The 18,105-nt window shown below is 70.3% G+C and carries 18 protein-coding genes; 13 read left to right on the top strand and 5 right to left on the bottom strand.

Features of this window, described 5'->3' with window-relative positions:
* The first annotated feature begins 228 nt into the window (after window positions 1-228).
* Complete coding sequence (locus tag ABD378_RS05255; protein ID WP_344519216.1) at window positions 229-1,218, top strand: malate dehydrogenase; 990 nt, start codon at window positions 229-231, stop codon at window positions 1,216-1,218.
* Here ABD378_RS05255 and ABD378_RS05250 read toward each other — a convergent pair.
* A complete protein-coding gene (locus ABD378_RS05250; protein WP_344519215.1) occupies window positions 1,215-2,660 on the bottom strand; it encodes an MFS transporter in 1,446 nt (481 codons plus the stop codon). The two genes, ABD378_RS05255 and ABD378_RS05250, sit on opposite strands and share 4 nt — an antisense overlap.
* Before the next feature lie 91 nt (window positions 2,661-2,751).
* Between ABD378_RS05250 and ABD378_RS05245 the strand changes: the two genes are divergently transcribed.
* From ABD378_RS05245 to ABD378_RS05220, 6 genes are all read left to right on the top strand, one after another.
* On the top strand, window positions 2,752-3,702 hold the full coding sequence (locus ABD378_RS05245; protein ID WP_344519214.1) for a LysR family transcriptional regulator: 951 nt from the start codon (window positions 2,752-2,754) through the stop codon (window positions 3,700-3,702).
* A gap of 95 nt (window positions 3,703-3,797) precedes the next feature.
* Window positions 3,798-5,642: a hypothetical protein gene (locus tag ABD378_RS05240; protein WP_344519213.1), complete on the top strand. Its 1,845-nt coding sequence runs from the start codon at window positions 3,798-3,800 to the stop codon at window positions 5,640-5,642.
* Window positions 5,639-6,019 (top strand): hypothetical protein, encoded by a 381-nt coding sequence (locus ABD378_RS05235; RefSeq protein ID WP_344519212.1) that lies wholly within the window; start codon window positions 5,639-5,641, stop codon window positions 6,017-6,019. The genes ABD378_RS05240 and ABD378_RS05235 overlap by 4 nt, the downstream gene beginning before the upstream one ends.
* Window positions 6,020-6,029: 10 nt before the next feature.
* Entirely contained in the window at window positions 6,030-6,803 is a 774-nt protein-coding gene (locus ABD378_RS05230) for a hypothetical protein (RefSeq protein ID WP_344519210.1), read from the top strand.
* Window positions 6,804-6,884: 81 nt separating this feature from the next.
* Window positions 6,885-7,133, top strand: a complete 249-nt coding sequence (locus ABD378_RS05225) for a helix-turn-helix transcriptional regulator (RefSeq protein WP_160506754.1) — start codon at window positions 6,885-6,887, stop codon at window positions 7,131-7,133.
* Window positions 7,130-7,675 carry a hypothetical protein gene (locus tag ABD378_RS05220; RefSeq protein WP_344519208.1) on the top strand — a complete coding sequence of 182 codons (546 nt, stop codon included), beginning with the start codon at window positions 7,130-7,132 and terminating at the stop codon, window positions 7,673-7,675. Before ABD378_RS05225 ends, ABD378_RS05220 begins: the two co-directional genes overlap by 4 nt.
* A gap of 17 nt (window positions 7,676-7,692) precedes the next feature.
* Here the strand turns inward: ABD378_RS05220 and ABD378_RS05215 are convergent, their stop codons facing one another.
* Window positions 7,693-8,460, bottom strand: a complete 768-nt coding sequence (locus tag ABD378_RS05215; protein WP_344519207.1) for a hypothetical protein — start codon at window positions 8,458-8,460, stop codon at window positions 7,693-7,695.
* 156 nt (window positions 8,461-8,616) lie between these two features.
* Between ABD378_RS05215 and ABD378_RS05210 the strand changes: the two genes are divergently transcribed.
* From ABD378_RS05210 to ABD378_RS05190, 5 genes are all read left to right on the top strand, one after another.
* Window positions 8,617-10,146, top strand: a complete 1,530-nt coding sequence (locus ABD378_RS05210) for an aldehyde dehydrogenase family protein (protein ID WP_344519206.1) — start codon at window positions 8,617-8,619, stop codon at window positions 10,144-10,146.
* A 138-nt stretch (window positions 10,147-10,284) separates the two neighbouring features.
* Window positions 10,285-11,823, top strand: coding sequence for a GMC family oxidoreductase (locus ABD378_RS05205; RefSeq protein ID WP_344519205.1), 1,539 nt, complete (start codon window positions 10,285-10,287; stop codon window positions 11,821-11,823).
* Window positions 11,820-12,929 carry a quaternary amine ABC transporter ATP-binding protein gene (locus ABD378_RS05200; RefSeq protein WP_344519204.1) on the top strand — a complete coding sequence of 370 codons (1,110 nt, stop codon included), beginning with the start codon at window positions 11,820-11,822 and terminating at the stop codon, window positions 12,927-12,929. The genes ABD378_RS05205 and ABD378_RS05200 overlap by 4 nt, the downstream gene beginning before the upstream one ends.
* Window positions 12,926-14,944 (top strand): ABC transporter permease, encoded by a 2,019-nt coding sequence (locus ABD378_RS05195; RefSeq protein WP_344519203.1) that lies wholly within the window; start codon window positions 12,926-12,928, stop codon window positions 14,942-14,944. The genes ABD378_RS05200 and ABD378_RS05195 overlap by 4 nt, the downstream gene beginning before the upstream one ends.
* A gap of 58 nt (window positions 14,945-15,002) precedes the next feature.
* On the top strand, window positions 15,003-15,965 hold the full coding sequence (locus ABD378_RS05190; protein ID WP_386544163.1) for a glycine betaine ABC transporter substrate-binding protein: 963 nt from the start codon (window positions 15,003-15,005) through the stop codon (window positions 15,963-15,965).
* 95 nt (window positions 15,966-16,060) lie between these two features.
* On the opposite strand, the gene ABD378_RS05185 is transcribed toward ABD378_RS05190, so the two are convergent.
* From ABD378_RS05185 to ABD378_RS05175, 3 genes are read right to left on the bottom strand one after another with little or no spacing between them, the layout of a single operon-like run.
* Window positions 16,061-16,783 (bottom strand): isocitrate lyase/PEP mutase family protein, encoded by a 723-nt coding sequence (locus ABD378_RS05185; RefSeq protein WP_344519202.1) that lies wholly within the window; start codon window positions 16,781-16,783, stop codon window positions 16,061-16,063.
* Window positions 16,780-17,226: a carboxymuconolactone decarboxylase family protein gene (locus ABD378_RS05180; RefSeq protein WP_344519201.1), complete on the bottom strand. Its 447-nt coding sequence runs from the start codon at window positions 17,224-17,226 to the stop codon at window positions 16,780-16,782. Before ABD378_RS05180 ends, ABD378_RS05185 begins: the two co-directional genes overlap by 4 nt.
* Complete coding sequence (locus tag ABD378_RS05175) at window positions 17,223-17,771, bottom strand: carboxymuconolactone decarboxylase family protein (RefSeq protein ID WP_344519200.1); 549 nt, start codon at window positions 17,769-17,771, stop codon at window positions 17,223-17,225. Before ABD378_RS05175 ends, ABD378_RS05180 begins: the two co-directional genes overlap by 4 nt.
* Window positions 17,772-17,818: 47 nt before the next feature.
* Between ABD378_RS05175 and ABD378_RS05170 the strand changes: the two genes are divergently transcribed.
* On the top strand, window positions 17,819-18,105 hold a 287-nt coding region (locus ABD378_RS05170; protein ID WP_344519199.1), incomplete at its 3' end, for a GntR family transcriptional regulator.

Here is an 18,105-nt window from a genome sequence, read left to right as displayed (position 1 = left end):
GGCGGGCCGGACGGCGCCTCCGAACCGCCGCCGGCAGCAAGGGTGGATCTTTGTGGGGTGGGCCACACCCTCCCGGGGTTCGGGGTTCGGCGGGGCGCGATAGCCTGGCGGCGGATCTCTCTTGATGCCAAGAGATCGATCATCGAGAGGCGATCGACGAGGGCGTCGGCAGGGGATCCAGCACAAGGGGCAGGGACCCCCACCGCCAGCTGTCTTACGGAGATCGCCATGACCCGCACTCCCGTGAATGTCACCGTCACCGGCGCGGCCGGCCAGATCGGCTACGCGCTGCTCTTCCGCATCGCGTCCGGCCACCTGCTCGGCGCGGACGTGCCGGTCAACCTTCGCCTCCTGGAGATCACTCCGGCCCTGAAGGCCGCCGAGGGCACCGCCATGGAGCTCGACGACTGTGCCTTCCCGCTGCTGAACTCGATCGAGATCAGCGACGACCCGAACGTCGCCTTCGACGGCGCCAACGTCGCCCTCCTCGTCGGCGCCCGCCCCCGCACCAAGGGCATGGAGCGCGGCGACCTGCTCTCCGCCAACGGCGGCATCTTCAAGCCGCAGGGCAAGGCCATCAACGACAACGCCGCGGACGACATCAAGGTCCTCGTCGTGGGCAACCCGGCCAACACCAACGCGCTCATCGCGCAGGCCGCCGCCCCGGACGTACCGGCCGAGCGCTTCACCGCGATGACCCGCCTGGACCACAACCGCGCGCTCTCGCAGCTGTCGAAGAAGACCGGCGCCCCGGTCTCCGACATCAAGCGCCTCACCATCTGGGGCAACCACTCGGCCACCCAGTACCCCGACATCTTCCACGCGGAGATCGCCGGCAAGAACGCCGCGGACGTCGTGGGCGACCAGTCCTGGCTCGCCGACGAGTTCATCCCGACCGTCGCCAAGCGCGGCGCCGCGATCATCGAGGCCCGTGGCGCGTCCTCGGCCGCCTCCGCCGCCAACGCCGCCATCGACCACGTCCACACGTGGGTGAACGGCACGGCCGCCGGTGACTGGACCTCGATGGGCATCCCGTCGGACGGTTCGTACGGCGTTCCGGAGGGCCTCATCTCCTCCTTCCCCGTCACCACCAAGGACGGCAAGTACGAGATCGTCCAGGGCCTGGACATCAACGAGTTCTCGCGCACGCGCATCGACGCGTCCGTGCAGGAGCTCACCGAGGAGCGCGAGGCGGTCCGCGGTCTCGGCCTCATCTAAGACCCGTCACGTACGGCCCCGGCCGTACGCGCACGCTCGTCCACCTCGCCCCCGGCGGCCACTCGATCGGCAGCCGGGGGCGACGTGCGTCCGGTCCGGTGGCCGAGGGTGACGAGCACCGCGGCGGCCACCACCACGAGCCCCACGATCCGCAGCGCCGACTCCATCCCGGAGGTGAACTCCCCCGGGTGCGAGGCCATGACCGTCCCCGTGACGGCCACCCCCAGTGCCGCGCCGACCTCACGGGCCGAGGTGCCGAGGCCCGAGCCGAGACCCGCCTGGTGCGGCGGCAGCGACGAGACGACGCCGAGGGTCAGGGCGGGCATGCACATTCCCGTGCCCGCCGAGATGACGAGCAGCCAGCAGGCGTACGCCGCGTAAGGCGTGCCCGCGTCCGCCGTGGACGCGCCGAGCAGGCCGAGCCCGATCAGGAGCAGTCCGCCGCCCACCAGCGGGCGTGGCCGGTGCGACCAGCGGGCGGCGAGCCTGGGGACCAGCACCATGCCGATGGTGAGCGGGACGATGGCGAGGCCCGCGCGGGCGGCGCCGTACCCCTTCACGTACTGCAGGTACTGCGAGTTGACGTAGAAGAGCGCGAAGAGGCCGAAGAAGGACGCGGCCGTGCCGAGGGTCGCCGCCCGCAGCCGGCGTGACCTGAAGACCCGCGGGTCGAAGAGCGGAGCCCGCGAGCGCAGGGCGTGCGCCACGAACGCGCCGATGAGGGCGGCGCCCAGCGCGAACGCGACGAGGATGCGCGCCGACGTCCAGCCGTGCATCGGGCTCTCGATGATGCCGAAGAGCACCGCGAACAGCCCGCCGGTGAGGAGGGCCGCGCCGAGCGGATCGATGGCGGCCTCGACCGATGTCTCCGTACGGGGAGCCGTGCGCACCACGGCGAGAGCCAGGAGCGCGGCGAGCGGCACCATCAGCCAGAACAGCGCGCGCCACGGCAGGTACTGGCCGACAAGGCCGCCGACGGCGTTGCCCGCGAAGCCGCCGAGCCCGGCGGCCAGCGCCCAGGAGGCGATGGCCCGCGGCCGGTGCTCCGGCGATGCGGTGCGCACCAGGATCGACATCGTGGCGGGCATGATCAGCGCGGCTCCCGCACCGGAGACACCGCGTCCGGCGATCAGCTGGACGGGTCCGGTGGCGAGCGCGCTGACCGTGGCGCCCAGGGCGAAGAGGCCGAGTCCGCAGAGCAGCGCGCCCTTGCGGCCGTACCGGTCGCCGAGGGCGCCCGCGGGGATGAGCAGTCCCGCGAAGACGATGACGTACGCGTCGACCGTCCACAGCAGCTCGCTCGGCGAGGGGTGGACCGACGACGAACTCAGCTGCGGGATGAGGAGGTTGATGGCGGCGACCATGCCCTGCGCGACGAGCACGCAGGCGCAGAGGGTGAGTTCGGCCGAGCGCTTGAGCCGGTTCTGGGCAGGCGAGGGCAAGGCTCCTCCAAGGAGCGTCGTGGTGTGGGATGCCCGTTCACCGTAGGCTCGCTCCTCACATGATCTCCAGTGCAACCTTTGCAAGGGGTGTATGCGTGTGACGCAATCCGAACCGGGTCATCCCGGCAGCGGCCTCGACCTCAATCTCCTGCTCGCCCTCGACGTCCTCCTCGACGAGGAGAGCGTGTCGGGCGCCGCCCGCCGCATGCACCTGTCGGAGCCCGCGATGAGCCGCACCCTGGGCCGCATCCGCAAGGCCCTGGGCGACCCCATCCTCGTACGGGCGGGACGGCAGATGGTGCCGACCCCGCACGCGCTCGCCGTCCGGGCCGAGGTGAGCGCCGTGGTGGAGCGTGCGCGGGCCCTGTTCGCCGGGCCGGGAGCGGCCGATCTGCGCACCGTGTCCCGCACCTTCACCGTCCTCGGGCAGGACTCGATCGCCGCCGCCCACGGCCCCGCGCTGTTCGCCCGCGCCGCCGCCGAGGCGCCCGGCGTCCGCATCCGCTTCCTCGGCGAGAGCCACGTGGACGCGCCCGTGCTGCGCGAGGGCACGGCCGACCTGGAGGCCGGTGTGATCGACACGGTCGCGCCCGAGGTGCGGGTGGAGCACCTGCGCGACGACCGGATGCTGGGCGTCGTACGCCCCGGACACCCGCTGCTGCGGGGCACCTTGACCCCCGAGCGGTTCGCCGCCGCCGACCACATCACGGTCTCCCGGCGGGGACGGCTGCAGGGGCCGCTGGACACCGCGCTCGCCGAACGGGGGCTGACGCGCCGGGTGGTGGGCAGCGTGGGGACGTACCCCTCGTCGCTCTTCATCCTCCTGCGCACCGACCTGGTGGGCCTCGCCGTCTCCTGGGCGCGGCCCCTGACGGACACCCTCGGCCTTGTCACCTTCGAGATCCCCCTCGACCTGCCGGTGCTTCCGCTCGGCATCGCCTGGCACCCCCGGCACGACGCGGACCCGGCCCACGCGTGGCTGCGGGAGTGTGTGCGGGATCTGTTGCGCGACAGCGGGGATCATCACCCGCACGAGGGCTGAGCTTCACTTGTTCGAGGGGCATGGTCACCTTTCCGTGGCCCGTGCGCACACGCTCCGTTACCATCCAATTCCGCTTTATCTCAACGGAGTTGGCCATGGCAGGTAACACCGAGGCCACCAGACTGCTGTGTGCCGGCGTCCACCTGGACGCGGTGTTCCGCAGAAGGGTCGTCTCAGAACTCGTCGGTCACGCGGAGCGCCCCGTGGCGCCGCCGCTCGGCGCCGATGTGCTTCCGGTGCTCGCGCACGCGCTGCGCGCCCGGCGCGAGGAACTGGTCACCGCGCTGCTCCTGGCAGCCGTGTGGATCGGGTTCCTCGTCACCGACGCGGTGATGATCTGGGACGCCCTGGAGGACTCCAGGGGCGGTGAGTCGGGCGTCTCCGGTGGCGACCTCGCCCTGCTCGCCCTCGATCCGGACGACTTCGTCGACTCGGGCCCCGACGGCACGTTCGGTGTCTTCGTGCCGGGCGGCTGGGCGATCGGGTACGCCGCGGTGGTCCTGCTGCTGTGGCTGGCGCGCGTTGTCTCGGGGCGGGGAGCGGACGGCGGGACCCTGCGGCGGATGGAGCTTCCCCCGCTGCTTGCCTGGCTGCGGCGCCGGATCGGCTGGCTGGTGACCGCGTTCGCGTGGTGGTGCGCCGCCGCGTACGGATTCTCCGCGATCGCCGAGGTCAAGGACACCCCGTATCCCGTGATCTTCCCGCTGCTCGTCGCGGCGGTGGTGTGGCGCCATCAGTTCCTGCGCAAGCGGACCCTGCGCACGCAGCTCGCCCGCCAGGCCTTCGCCGAGACCGAACAGCCCGGCATCCCACGGCGGTTCTCCCGCATCGTCGACTGCATCCACCGCGAGCAGAACGCACCGGTCACCCTCTACGACGCGAACCGCCCCTTCGTGGGCGCCGGAAAGCCGCGCAAGCCGTGGTCCGTCGTCCTTGAGCTGCAGCGCGCCGAGACGGAGAAGGACGGCGGGGACGGCGGGGTCGGCGGGACCGGCGGGGTGCCTGCTCAGCGCGCGTACGAACCGCTCGCCGCGCGCGAGGTCATCAAGATGATCGAGCCGCGCCTGAAGGACCTGCGCAGGTCCGCCGCTGCCACCAGCGTGGACCGGCTGCGGGACCTGGAGATCGAGGAGTTCGTCTATCTCCCCGCCGGCGTGGGCCGCGACGAGCAGCTCTACACCGGACGGGGGTACGAGACCGCGGGGCTCTACGACGCCGGGCAGGCGGCCCGGCATCTCGAACGGGCGGCCGGTGAGGGCGGGGAGGCGCGGCGCCATTTCCTGCGGATCAGGGTCGGCGCCTGGAACGAACAGGTCGTCGTCTCGCTCCTGGTCAGGGTGCACACCCAGGGCGGCATGCTGGTCCTCGAAGTGGTGCCGCACGTGCTCGGGCCGATCGTCCCCGAGTTCCGCGAGGTCGACACGATCGTGGCCCGTGAGCCGGAGGGCCCGGTCCGTGACGCCCTGCGCGCCTGCGTCGACGGTCCGGCGGCCGGTGTGGCGATCGGCATCGCCGCCCTGCGCGCACTGCCCTCGCTCGTGCCGTCCTTCCGGCTCTGGCTCGCCCAGCCCGAGGCCCCCGAAGAGGCGGCCCCCGCCGCGCGCGCCCTGCGGTCCGCGTGTTCCTGGCTCGGGATCGGCCGCCCCGTGCAGGCCCCGCCGGACGCGCCGCTGGTCTCGCTGCGCCAACTGGCGAGCACCGACAAGCTCTCGCTCTTCCAGGAGATGGACGTCGCCCGCTACACCCGCACCCTCCAGGACCGCATCGGCGAGGGCGTCCGCGACGCGCTGCGGGCGGGCGGCTTCCGCACGGACCGCCTCGAACAGAACATCACGCAGATCAACAACAGCGGGGTCTACATCGGGGAGATGTCCGGCGGCGCCATCGCCACCGGCTCCCACGGCCAGGCCACGCACACCACCGAGAGGAGCACGGCATGAGCGGCGACGGGGACAACGGCGGCGGCGCGCACGTCCAGATCGGCTCGATCACCGGTGGCTCGCAGGCCTTCGGCGCGCACGGCAGGGCCGTGTCCACCAACCAGACGGTGGTGGTCTCCGACCCGAGGCAGCAGCACCTGCTCACCCAGGTCCGGGCCCTGCGCGGCGAGCTGCACCAGGCCGCTGAGCTGACGGCCGACGACGAGGCGCTCGACGCCGAACTGGGCGAGGTGGAGCGGGAGATCGGCCGCGCGGGGCACGGCGACAGCGGACTGCTCGGCAGGCTCAGGGCCCGCCTGGAGCAGTACGGCGCAGCCGCCGCGACGGCCGCGTCCGTGACGGCCGTCCTCCAGGCGATCGCCCAGGTCACGGGCTGAGGGACGAGCGGTGCGGATCTTCGACGCCGACCGCCAGGAGTGGGTCGGCCACGAGCAGGAGCGGCATGTCGCGGAGCTCCACGACCGGGACGCGGTGCGCCAGGGCAAGGCGCTGCGCGGTGCCGTGACGGTCCTTGCGGTGTGCGGCCTTGCCTTCGGCGCGTGGGCGCTTGGCTGGAAGGACGAGCCGCGGCCGACGGGGTATCTGACGGTGCTCGAACAGCCCGCGCAGAGCGGGGACGCGGGCACCGGCACCGAGGGAGACACCGCGGCGCCGACCCCCGCGGGCGTACCGCCGGCTCCGTACGAGGAGGTGTTCGACCAGGAGGGCTTCCGGCTCGCGGTGCCGCGGGGCTGGGTCCGCCACGTGGTCGACCCGGCGGAGGGCTTCAACGTCATCAACTACCTCAGCCCAGAAGGGGATCGGCGGCTGCAGGTGTACCGGGTGAGCGAGTCGTCCCCGTACGAATCGCTGCGGACCTGGCTTGACGAGACGCCGATGCCCGGCGGCTTCGACCAGCTCGCCCCGCTGCAGCGGATGGACGACGCCGGACGCCCGGCGGCCCGTCTCGAATACGTGGCCGAGAAGTTCAAGGACGGACCGGACAGCGGTACGTGGCACGTCATCGACCATCGCTTCGAGGCGGTGGACGGCGAGCTGTACGCCCTGGCGGTGTACGGCTCCGACACGGACGGCAGGGACGACGAGGAGGAGTTCATCGCCACCGCCCTGTCGTGGTTCTGCCCGCCGGACGAGATCTGCCCCGAGCCGGACACCGGCTGACTGATCCGGTCTCTCCGCCCGCTGCAAGTTGCTGGATGAGTTCTGTTGCGTACCTGCTCATCGATGTAGTACTTCTTATACATGAGCGAGCAAGTGCACAACAGGTTGGCGATGGTGCGCGCGGAGCGGAAGGTGTCGCGCCAGAGCCTGGCCGAGGCGGTGGGGGTCCACTACCAGACCATCGGCTACATCGAGCGCGGGCAGTACAACCCGAGCCTCGACCTGGCGCTGAAGATCGCGGTGTTCTTCGGACTGCCGGTGGAGGCGCTGTTCTCCCTCGAGCCGTTCCGCCCGCTCACGGACGAGGTCTACGGGAGGAGTCAGGGATGACGGGCCAGCAGGTACGGGAGAGGTCGGCGCAGCCGATGACCGGGTACGACCGGCGGATGTTCGCGCTCATGAACCGGCGCGAGGGGGCGCCGATGTACGCCACCGCCGCGCGCAGGCGGTTCGCGGTCGGCGCCCACATCGCGCTGACGGTGGCGAGCGTCGCGGCCTGGCTGCTCACGGTCGTCGGTGATCAGCGCTGGGCGATGTGGACGATGCTCGGCCTTCTGCTGCCGTGGTGCGTCGCCACCGGCGTCATCAACGGCGCCACGCGAGGCCTTCTCGAACTGCGCGAACGCGCCCTCGACGAGCGGCAGCGCGCGGAGCGGGTCCGCGTCGCGGCCCGTGCCCGTCAGGTGATGCTGTGGCTGCTCCTGGCTGCCGCGGTCGGCGCGGGGATCGCCGCGTACCAGGGATGGGAGGCCGAAGGGCTGCTCTTCCCGGTGCTCTTCACCGCGTTCGTCGTGCACTGGCTGATGCCGCTGTGGGTGGCGGGGCTCGCCGTGCAGGACGAGCCCGCGGACCTCGACGAGGACGACGCGTAGGCCGACCGGCAGGGCGCTCACGTGCTCGGTTTGTCCGTCACCTGACCCTGCAGCTGAGACACGTCCACGGACTCCTCCTCGGACGGCGTCTTGGACGGGACCGGCTTGTCGTAGTCGCCGAGCTTCAGCGTCGAGTCGGTCCCATCACCCACCGATGTGGCCTTGACCAGGTACGGGGCGCCCTCGGCAGCGACGTACATCGTCGTCTTCTTGCCGTCGTCCGTGCCCGTGATCGGGATGACGTCAGCGCCTTCGACCTTCGTGGTGTCGCCCTTCCTGAGGTCCGTGGAGTCACCGGCCTCGTCCTTGATCTCCTTCTGGATCGTGTCGAGGTCGCAGGCCTCGGCGATGTCCTCCAGCATCGGGTCGTCGGAGGTGCCGTACAGATAGCGGTCCCCGATGAGGTCGGCCGCGGCCTCGCCCTGGCCGCCCGGCAGCTGCGCCTTCCAGAAGGCGAGGTCGGGCTTCATCCAGATCTTCTCGCCCTGCTTGATCAGTTCGAGGCTGCCGCCGTCGTCGGCCATCCGCAGTGTGCCGGCGCAGTTGCCGTCCTGGTCGAGGGCGAGGTCCATGGCGGCGGGATCGTCCTTCTTGACGTCCGTGCCCTTCTGCCCCAGTTCCAGGCGGACCGACTTCGCGTCGAGCAGTTCCTGCTCCGCCTTGTCGGAGATCTCCTGTGCGCTCAGGTCTTCCGTGTCGGCGAGCGCGACCGCCGGTGCGACCAGGAGCGCGGCCGCCGTACAGGCCGCCGTACCCCAGGCACGCCTCTTGGATATTCCACGCATAGCGCCACCTCCAAGGGCAAACCCCTCTTCGAGCGTACGTTTCGCCCCAGGTGCCTGCACGCGCAGTGACACAGCGCACTTTCAGTTATGTAATGCGCATGGTTTCTCCGCCTCGGGGCATGTGCACCCGGCTACCGCGAGTGACAGGCGGGGCGTATGACAGGAACGGAAGGCAAACGGGACGTGTCCGCACAACAGACCATCCATGTGGGCGGAGAGTGGCGAAACGCCCTCTCCGGCGCCACGCGCGAGATCCTCGACCCGGCGGATGCCAAGCCGTTCGCGCTGATCGCCGAGGGCGGCACCGAGGACACCGACGCGGCCATCGCCGCCGCACGTGAGGCCTTCGACCACGGAACGTGGCCGGCCACGCCCGTCGCCGAACGGGCCGCACTGCTGCGCCGCGTGGCAGACCTCCTCGTACGCGACCGGGAGAAGATCGGGCTCCTGGAGAGCCGCGACGCCGGCAAGACCGTCGAGGAGGGCCGCGTCGACGTCGACTGCGTCGCCGACGCCTTCCGTTACTTCGCCGACCTGGTGATCGGCGAGGGCGCGGGCCGTGTGGTCGACGCGGGCTCCGACGACATCCACAGCGTCGTCGTGCACGAGCCGGTCGGCGTCTGCACGATGATCACGCCGTGGAACTACCCGCTCCTCCAGGCAAGCTGGAAGATCGCCCCCGCGCTCGCCGCGGGCAACACCTTCGTCATCAAGCCGAGTGAGGTCACTCCGCTGACGACGGTCGCGCTGATCGAGCTGCTCGTCGAGGCGGGGCTCCCGTCCGGTGTCGCCAACATCGTGACGGGACCCGGCCACACCGTCGGCGCGCGCCTGTCCGACCACCCCGACGTCGACCTGGTCTCCTTCACCGGCGGCCTCGTCTCCGGCACCAAGGTCGCGCAGGCCGCGGCACTCGGCGTCAAGAAGGTCGCCCTCGAACTCGGCGGCAAGAACCCGAACGTCGTCTTCGCCGACGCCTGCGCCACCGAAGAGGGCTTCGACACCGCCGTCGACCAGGCGCTGAACGCCGCCTTCATCCACAGCGGGCAGGTCTGCTCCGCCGGTGGCCGCCTCATCATCGAGGAGTCGGTGCGCGAGCGCTTCGTCGCCGAACTCGCCCGCCGCGCAAGCAAGATCAAGCTCGGCCGCGGCACCGAGGACGGCGTCGAGTGTGGCCCGCTCGTCTCGCAGCAGCAGCGCGAGAAGACGGAGATGTACGTCGCCTCCGCCCTTGAGGAGGGCGCGGTCCTGCGCACCGGCGGCAAGCGCCCCGAGCCCAGCGAGGTCCGCCCCGCGACCGGCTACTTCTACGAGCCGACCGTCCTGGACCAGTGCCACCGCGAGATGCGCGTCGTGCGCGAAGAGGTCTTCGGCCCGGTCCTGACCGTCGAGACCTTCCGCACCGAGGACGAGGCCGTAGCGCTCGCCAACGACACCGAGTACGGTCTCGCGGGCGCCGTCTGGACCAACGACGCGGGCCTGGGCCGCCGCATGGCCCGGCGCCTGCGCCACGGCACCATCTGGATCAACGACTTCCACCCCTACCTTCCGCAGGCGGAGTGGGGCGGCTTCGGCAAGAGCGGCGTCGGGCGCGAGCTCGGACCCGCCGGGCTCGCCGAGTACCGCGAGTCCAAGCACATCTACCAGAACCTCGCGCCGCAGCCGGTCCGCTGGTTCGCGGGCTGAGGCCCGACTCGTAGACATGTGCGCGGGGGTGGCAGTCCCGCCCCCGCGCACGTATGTATGTCCGTCACTTCCGAGCACTCCCCGCTCAATACGCGCAAGCACCTTGCACCACACCTCGCAGGAAGAGGAGCAGCACGCATGGCTGAGACCACCGAGTACGACTACGTCATCGTCGGCGGCGGCACCGCCGGTTCGGTGATCGCGTCCCGCCTCACCGAGGACCCGGACGTCACCGTCGCCGTCATCGAGGGCGGCCCCAGCGACATCGACCGCGAGGACGTCCTCACGCTGCGCCGCTGGCTCGGCCTCCTCGGCGGCGACCTCGACTACGGCTACACGACCACCGAGCAGCCGCGCGGCAACTCGCACATCCTGCACAGCCGCGCCAAGGTCCTCGGGGGCTGCTCGTCGCACAACACCCTGATCTCGTTCAAGCCGCTGCCGTCCGACTGGGACGAGTGGGAAGAGGCGGGCGCCACCGGCTGGGGCGCCGCCGCGATGGACCCCTTCTTCGGCAAGCTGCGCAACAACATCGTGCGCGTCGCCAAGAAGGACCAGAACCAGATCGCCACCGACTGGGTCGAGGCCGCGCAGGACGCGCTCGGCATCCCCGAGGTCGTCGGCTTCAACGACAAGCCCTTCGACGAGGGCGTCGGCTTCTTCGACCTCTCGTACCACCCGGAGAACAACAAGCGTTCCTCCGCGTCCGTCGCCTACCTCCACCCCCACATGGAGGCCGGTGACCGCCCGAACCTCCACCTCTTCCTGGAGACGTGGGCCACCAAGCTGGAGCTCGAGGGCAAGACCGCGCGCGGCGTCCACATCCGTACGAAGGAGGGCGAGGAGCAGCTGCTCACCGCCCGCCGCGAGGTGCTCGTCTGCGCGGGCGCCGTCGACACGCCCCGTCTGCTCATGCACTCCGGCATCGGCCCCGCCAAGGATCTTCAGGCCCTCGGCATCCCCGTCACGCACGACCTGCCGGGTGTCGGCGAGAACCTCATCGACCACCCCGAGTCGGTCATCGTCTGGGAGACCAACGGACCGATCCCCGGCAACTCCGCGATGGACTCCGACGCGGGCCTGTTCGTGAAGCGGGACCCGGACCACAAGGGTCCTGACCTGATGTTCCACTTCTACCAGATCCCGTTCACGGACAACCCGGAGCGCCTGGGCTACGAACGCCCGGAGCACGGCGTCTCGATGACGCCGAACATCACCAAGTCCCGTGCGCGCGGCCGTATCTACCTGACGTCGGCCGACCCGGAGGTCAAGCCCGCCCTCGACTTCAAGTACTTCGAGGACGAAGAGGACTACGACGGGCAGACCCTGGTCGACGGGATCAAGCTGGCCCGCAAGGTCGCGCAGGCCGAGCCTTTCGCCAAGTGGCTCAAGCGTGAAGTGTTCCCCGGTCCGGAAGTGACCGAGGACGCCGAAATCAGCGAACTCGTGCGCAAAGCCGCGCACACTGTCTACCACCCTGCGGGAACCTGCCGAATGGGCGCTTCCGCTGATGAACTTGCCGTGGTCGACCCGGAACTGCGGATCCGGGGCCTCGAAGGAATCCGCATCGCGGACGCATCCGTCTTCCCGACGATGCCTGCGGTGAACCCGATGATCGGAGTGCTCATGGTCGGGGAAAAGTGCGTGGAACTGCTGACCGGGAGTGATGTCCGATGACCACCACCACTGAGAAGACGCCTTCTCCCGAGACGCCCGCCACCGACGCGGCGGCGCCCGTGTTCACCGTCAGGGACCTGTGGAAGGTCTTCGGGCCCAAGGCGCAGCGCATCCCGGGCAACGAGGAGTTCGCGGGTCTTTCCGCCGCCGAGCTGCGCGAGCGCACCGGCTGCACGGCGGCCGTGCGGGAGGTCAGCTTCGACGTCCAGCGGGGCGAGGTCTTCGTCGTCATGGGCCTGTCAGGATCGGGCAAGTCCACGCTGGTGCGAACCCTGACCCGGCTCATCGAGCCGACCAGCGGTTCCATATCCATGGACGGCAAGGACGTCCTCGCCATGGACAAGAACGAGCTGCGTGAACTGCGCCGCCACAAGGCCGCGATGGTCTTCCAGAACTTCGGCCTCCTTCCGCACCGCACGGTCCTCGACAACGTCGCGTACGGCCTGGAGATCCAGGGCGTCAGCAAGGCCGAGCGCCGCGCCAAGGCCATGGAGGTCGTCGCCAAGGTCGGCCTCGAAGGCCTTGAGGACCGCCGCCCCACGCAGCTCTCCGGCGGCCAGCAGCAGCGCGTGGGCCTGGCCCGCGCCCTCGCCGTCGACCCCGAAGTCCTCCTCTTCGACGAGCCGTTCAGCGCGCTCGACCCGCTGATCCGCCGCGACATGCAGGAAGAAGTCATCCGCCTGCACCGCGAAGAGGGCCGCACGATGGTCTTCATCACCCACGACCTGAGCGAGGCGCTGCGCCTCGGCGACCGCATCATGCTGATGCGGGACGGCGCCATCGTGCAGCTCGGCACCCCCGAGGAGATCGTCGCCAACCCGGCCGACGACTACGTCCGCGACTTCGTCCAGGACGTGGCGCGCGAGCAGGTCATCTCCGTACGCCGCGCCATGCGCCCCGCCGAGGGCGACGAGGCCGAGTCCGGTGCCGCGATCAGCCCGGACACGCTGGTCGTCGACGCGATCGAGGCGGTGGCGCGCAGCGGGTCGTACTGCCGCGTCGTGGACAACGGACGCACGCTGGGCATCGTCGACCACGAGCAGCTCCTCGCCGTGGTCGCGGGCCTCGACAGCGACCCCCAGGACAAGGAGGTGGCGGCTGTATGAGTGCTGCCCCGACTGCCGTCCTTGAGAAGAAGGACCGCGTGTCCCCGCCGGGCCCTCCTCCCGAAGGCCCCGGGCCGCTGGCCGGGTTCCTGCGCAACCCCAAGGCGATCCTGCTGCTCTGCGCCGTGCTTGTCGCGGTCGTATCGGCGGCCGTCACGGCGAACGGCGTCTGGCCGTCCGACCTGACCTTCGACGTGCGCTCGCCGCTCGACGACGTCGCCACCTGGATGGCGCAGCACCGCGACACCCACCCGATCTTCCTGTACTTCCTGCTGCACATCAGCAACGCCTCGGAGTCCGCGGTGGAGGGTGTGCTCAGCGGTCTGGAGACCCTCGGCTTCATCGGTGTGACCGTCGCCGCCGTGCTCATCTCCTGGTACGCGGGCGGGGCGAACCTGCGCCGCCGCGCGCTGACCCTCGCGGGCATCGCCTTCGGCACCTTCGCCGTGATCGGCGTGCTCGACGTGTGGGAAGAGGCGATGGAGACCCTCGCCCTGATGGTCGTCTGTGTGGCCGTCGCGGGTCTCCTCGGTGTGCTTCTCGGCCTCGCGGCCGGGCTCTCGGACCGTGCCGAGCGCATCCTGCGGCCGGTGTTCGACACCATGCAGGTGCTTCCGGCCTTCTCCTATCTGCTGCCCTTCGTGTTGATGTTCGACGTCGGCACCCCGGCCGTCTTCATGGCGACCGTCATCTACGCCGCCCCGCCGATGGCCAGGCTCACCTCGCTCGGCCTGCGCGGCGCCGACGCGGCGGCTCTTGAGGCCTCCCGGTCCCTTGGCGCGAGCGCCTGGCAGCGGCTGTGGACGGCCCGCCTCCCGCTGGCCCGCAAGCCGATGCTGCTCGGCCTCAACCAGACGATCATGATGTGTCTCTCGATGGTCGTGCTCGCCACGGTGGTCGGCGCCGGCGGTCTTGGTGACCCGATCTTCATGGCGATCTCCACCCTCGACGTGGGCCTCGCGGCTCCGGCCGGTATCGCGATCGTGCTGATCGCCATCTGGCTGGACCGTACGACCGCGGGGTTCGGCGAACGTGTCGACGACCCGGCATCCGCGCGCAGCGCCTTCGTCACGCGCGTCCTGTGGGCCGCCATGGCCGCCGTGATCGCGGGCGCCGTCGTACTCGGCCAGGCGCTCGGCCGCACCGAATGGCCGGAGAACTGGGTCGTCTCCATCGCCGAGCCGATCAACGACGTCGTCGGCTGGATCGAGCGCGAACTCGGCTCCGGCATCCCGGTCATCGGCGGCACCCTCACCTGGGCGAACGGCTTCATCCGCTGGGGCATCAACCCGCTGTTCGACGCCCTGCTCGCCACCCCGTGGTGGGCGATGCTCCTGGTGGCCGGTGTTCTCGGCTATCTCGCGGGACGCTGGCGTGCGGCGGTCACCGTCGTGCTCGCGCTCGCCGCGATCGGCGCGATGGGGCTGTGGAGCCGCTCGATGGACACGCTCTCGCAGGTGATCGCCGCCCTGGTGGTCACGCTGATCCTGGGCTTCGCCATCGGTGTGCTCGCGGCCCGGGTGGCCTGGGTGGAGCGCGGCATCCGGCCGGTGCTCGACACCATGCAGACCCTGCCGGCCTTCATCTATCTCATCCCGATGATCGCGCTGTTCGGCTCCAACCCGTCGGCCGCCGCGGTGGCCTCCGTCATCTACGCGCTGCCCGCCGTCATCCGCATCACGGCCCAGGGCATCCGCCAGATCGACCCCTCGGCCCTGGAAGCGGCCCGCTCGCTCGGCGCCTCCACCGGCCAGCAGCTCTGGCAGGTCCAGCTGCCGCTGGCCAGGCCCGCGCTGCTCGTCGCCCTCAACCAGGGTGTCGTGCTCGTCCTCTCCATGGTCGTCATCGGCGGCATGATCGGCGGCGGCGCGCTCGGCGTGGACGTGATCAAGGGCCTCACCAAGGGCGACCTCGGCCTCGGCCTGACGGCCGGTATCGCGATCGTCTGCCTGGGGCTGCTGCTCGACCGCATCTCCCAGCCAGGCGCCGAAATCAAGGAACGCGCACTTCGCTGACGTACGCGCCCCGTATGTTCTTCAACTCTGCATTCCTGCTACGTAAGGGAACCATCTCGTGAACCGTAATCAGCGGATACGCACTTCGGTCCTGGCCGGTCTCGGCGCCCTGTCCATGGTCGCGCTCAGCGCCTGCTCCGCCGCCGACACCAAGTCGTCGGGCAGCGCCGACGAGGTCACCATCACGGTGCCTTCCTGGGTCGGCGCGCGCGCCAACGCCGAGGTCGCCAAGAAGCTCCTCGAGGACGAGGTCGGCGTCAAGAAGGTCAACCTGCAGCAGCTCGACGAGCCGATCGCCTGGGACGCGCTGAACAACGGCAAGGCCGACGCGATCCTGGAGGACTGGGACGGCCAGCCCAAGAAGCAGAAGCTCTACATCGACGAGAAGAAGACGGTCGTCAAGGGCGGCGACCTGGGCGTCACCGGCCACATCGGCTGGTTCGTGCCGAAGTACTACGCGGACAAGCACCCCGAGATCCTCGACTACAAGAACCTCAACAAGTTCGCCAAGGACTTCAAGAGCAACCGCAGTGGCGGCAAGGGCGAGTTCATCGGCGCCGCCCCGTCGTACACCACGTACGACGAGTTCCTGATCAAGAACCACAAGCTGAACTTCAAGATCAAGGACACCGGCAACGAGGCGGCGCAGATCAAGGAGATCCAGCGCAAGTACGCCGCCAAGGAGCCCTTCATCTCGTACTGGTGGGAGCCCCTGTGGGCCAACGCCGACATGGACCTGGTCGAGGTGAAGTTCCCGGAGTTCAAGGAGGGCTGCAACGAGCCCGAGGCCGCCACCAAGTGTGGTTACGCCGACACTCCGCTGCAGAAGTACTTCAACGCCGACTTCGCCAAGGACGGCGGCGACGCCGCGAAGTTCCTGAAGAACTTCAAGTGGACGACCGAGGAGCAGAACGAGGTCGCCATGTCGATCGCCAAGGACAAGATGTCCGGCGAGGCCGCGGCCGAGAAGTGGATCAAGGACAACAAGGCGACGTGGGAGAAGTGGATCCCGAAGAAGTGACGTCGCAGCCCGCCGCCTCGCGGCGGGTGCTGAAGCCGAACGGCTGACACCACGGTGGCGGGCGCCCCTTCCGGGGGCGCCCGCCACCGTCGCGACTACCGCAGGCCGGCCGCGATCTTCCGCAACTCCTCCGTCGCGCTGAGCAGCAGGCCGGGCCCGAACGTGATGCGGGTGGCGCCCAGTTCGCCCAGTTCCCGCAAGGACGGCGGGCCGTCCGGCTTCGCACCCGTGTTGAGAGGGCCGTCGATGTCCGACCGCAGCCGCGGCAGTGCCCCGGGCGGCGCGAAGATCGGGTAGACGCAGTCCGCGCCCGCCGCCACATAGAGGCGGGCCCGCTCGATGGCGGCAGCGGGGTCGGCGTTCCCCCGGATGAACGTGTCCACGCGGGCGTTGATGAACACCCCGTCGCCCGCGGCGGCACGCACCTGCGCCAGCCATTCCGCGTGCTCGTGCGGGTCCTTGAGCACCCCGCCCGTCGAGTCCTCCAGGTTGCAGCCCACCGCGCCCGTCTCCAGGAGCCGCTCCACCAGCTCCTTCGGCGGCAGCCCGTAGCCGTCCTCGATGTCCGCGGACACCGGCACGGCCCCGGAGACCGACCGTACGATCCGGGCCACCGCCGCGAACATCTCGTCCGGCGGCACCTCACCGTCCGCGTACCCGAGCGACGCCGCGACCCCCGCGCTCGGCGTCGCGAGGGCCGGGAACCCCGCCTCCACGAAGACCCGCGCGCTGACCGCGTCCCACGGACCAGGAAGGACCAGCGGATCACCGGGCGCACGCCCACGATGCAGCGAGCGGAAGTCGTCCACGAGGCTCACGGCGCGTACCCACCCGGCTCGATGCGGCGGCTGACCATCAGCCGGTTCCAGCTGTTGATGACGGTGATCACCCCGATGAGGTGGGCGAGTTCGGCCTCGTCGAAGTGCTTGGCCGCCACCTCGTACGCCTCGTCGGGTACGAACCCGTCCGTCAGGACGGTGACCGCCTCCGTCAGCGTGAGAGCGGCCCGCTCGCGCTCGCTGAAGACCTCGCCCGCCTCCGCCCATGCGTTGAGGAGGGCAATACGCTTCGCCGTCTCGCCGTTCCTGACGGCGATGTCCACGTGCATGTCCAGACAGAACGCGCACGCGTTGAGCTGCGAGGCCCGGATCATCACGAGCTCGGCGAGCACAGGGTCGCCGAGCCCCTTCTTCGCGGCCGCGCTCAGCGCGGACATCGCGGTCCCGACGCCCTTGTCGAGGTGGGTGGTCCGGGCGCTCACTTGTGGTCACCGGCCTTGTAGTGGCCCGGCACCTGACGCGTCGAGACGCCGAAGCGGTTCCACGCGTTGATCACCGTGATCGCGGCGATCAGCTGCGTCAGCTCCTGCTCCTCGAAAAGGGCCGCGGCCTTCTCGTACACCTCGTCCGGCACGAAGCCGTCCGTCAGGACGGTGATCGCCTCGGCCAGCTCAAGGGCGGCGACCTCCTTCGCCGTGTAGAAGTGCTGCGACTCCTCCCACGCGCTGAGCTGGATGATCCGCTCGACGCTCTCGCCCGCCGCGAGGGCGTCCTTGCTGTGCATGTCGATGCAGAGCGCGCAGTGGTTGAGCTGCGAGGCGCGGATCTTGACGAGCTCGAGGATCACCGGGTCGACGCCCTTACGGGCGGCCGCGTCGAGCCGGATCATCGCCTTGAAGACCTCGGGGGCGTGCTGGTGCCAGTCGAGGCGGGGCGCGTGCTCGTGGACGTACTCCTTGGCCTGCGCCTGTGCGGGGGTGGTGTGTGCGGGGGTGGTGTGAGCGGCAGTGCTGTCATTCGTGGTCATGACATCGACCGTACGTGCGCAATAGCCCACAGGTATGGTCCATTCCCATGGGAGAATCCTGGGCCACTTTGGGCGTCGACCTCCACCTGGAGACCGGGGGAGACGCGACCCGCTCCGGCGTACGCAAGGGCCTCACGGACGCCCTGCGCGAAGCGGTCCGGGGCGGCAGGCTCGCCCCCGGCACCCGCCTCCCCTCGTCCCGCTCCCTCGCCGTCGACCTGGGCATCGCCCGCAACACCGTCGCCGACGCGTACGCGGACCTGGTCGCCGAGGGCTGGCTGACCGCACGGCAGGGGTCCGGCACCCGCGTCGCCGAACGCGCCGTGCCGCGCCC

This window comes from Streptomyces rectiviolaceus (genome assembly GCF_039533825.1).
Lineage (GTDB): Bacteria > Actinomycetota > Actinomycetes > Streptomycetales > Streptomycetaceae > Streptomyces > Streptomyces rectiviolaceus.
This window is presented reverse-complemented; position numbering and strand designations above follow the sequence as displayed.

Coding starts and splice junctions, on each gene's coding strand:
- ABD378_RS05205 (WP_344519205.1), top strand. CDS start 10,285: ATGGCTGAGACCACCGAGTACGACTACGTCATCGTCGGCGGCGGCACC.
- ABD378_RS05175 (WP_344519200.1), bottom strand. CDS start 17,771: ATGACCACGAATGACAGCACTGCCGCTCACACCACCCCCGCACACACC.
- ABD378_RS05245 (WP_344519214.1), top strand. CDS start 2,752: ATGCGTGTGACGCAATCCGAACCGGGTCATCCCGGCAGCGGCCTCGAC.
- ABD378_RS05225 (WP_160506754.1), top strand. CDS start 6,885: ATGAGCGAGCAAGTGCACAACAGGTTGGCGATGGTGCGCGCGGAGCGG.
- ABD378_RS05235 (WP_344519212.1), top strand. CDS start 5,639: ATGAGCGGCGACGGGGACAACGGCGGCGGCGCGCACGTCCAGATCGGC.
- ABD378_RS05200 (WP_344519204.1), top strand. CDS start 11,820: ATGACCACCACCACTGAGAAGACGCCTTCTCCCGAGACGCCCGCCACC.
- ABD378_RS05220 (WP_344519208.1), top strand. CDS start 7,130: ATGACGGGCCAGCAGGTACGGGAGAGGTCGGCGCAGCCGATGACCGGG.
- ABD378_RS05215 (WP_344519207.1), bottom strand. CDS start 8,460: ATGCGTGGAATATCCAAGAGGCGTGCCTGGGGTACGGCGGCCTGTACG.
- ABD378_RS05240 (WP_344519213.1), top strand. CDS start 3,798: ATGGCAGGTAACACCGAGGCCACCAGACTGCTGTGTGCCGGCGTCCAC.
- ABD378_RS05255 (WP_344519216.1), top strand. CDS start 229: ATGACCCGCACTCCCGTGAATGTCACCGTCACCGGCGCGGCCGGCCAG.
- ABD378_RS05195 (WP_344519203.1), top strand. CDS start 12,926: ATGAGTGCTGCCCCGACTGCCGTCCTTGAGAAGAAGGACCGCGTGTCC.
- ABD378_RS05210 (WP_344519206.1), top strand. CDS start 8,617: ATGACAGGAACGGAAGGCAAACGGGACGTGTCCGCACAACAGACCATC.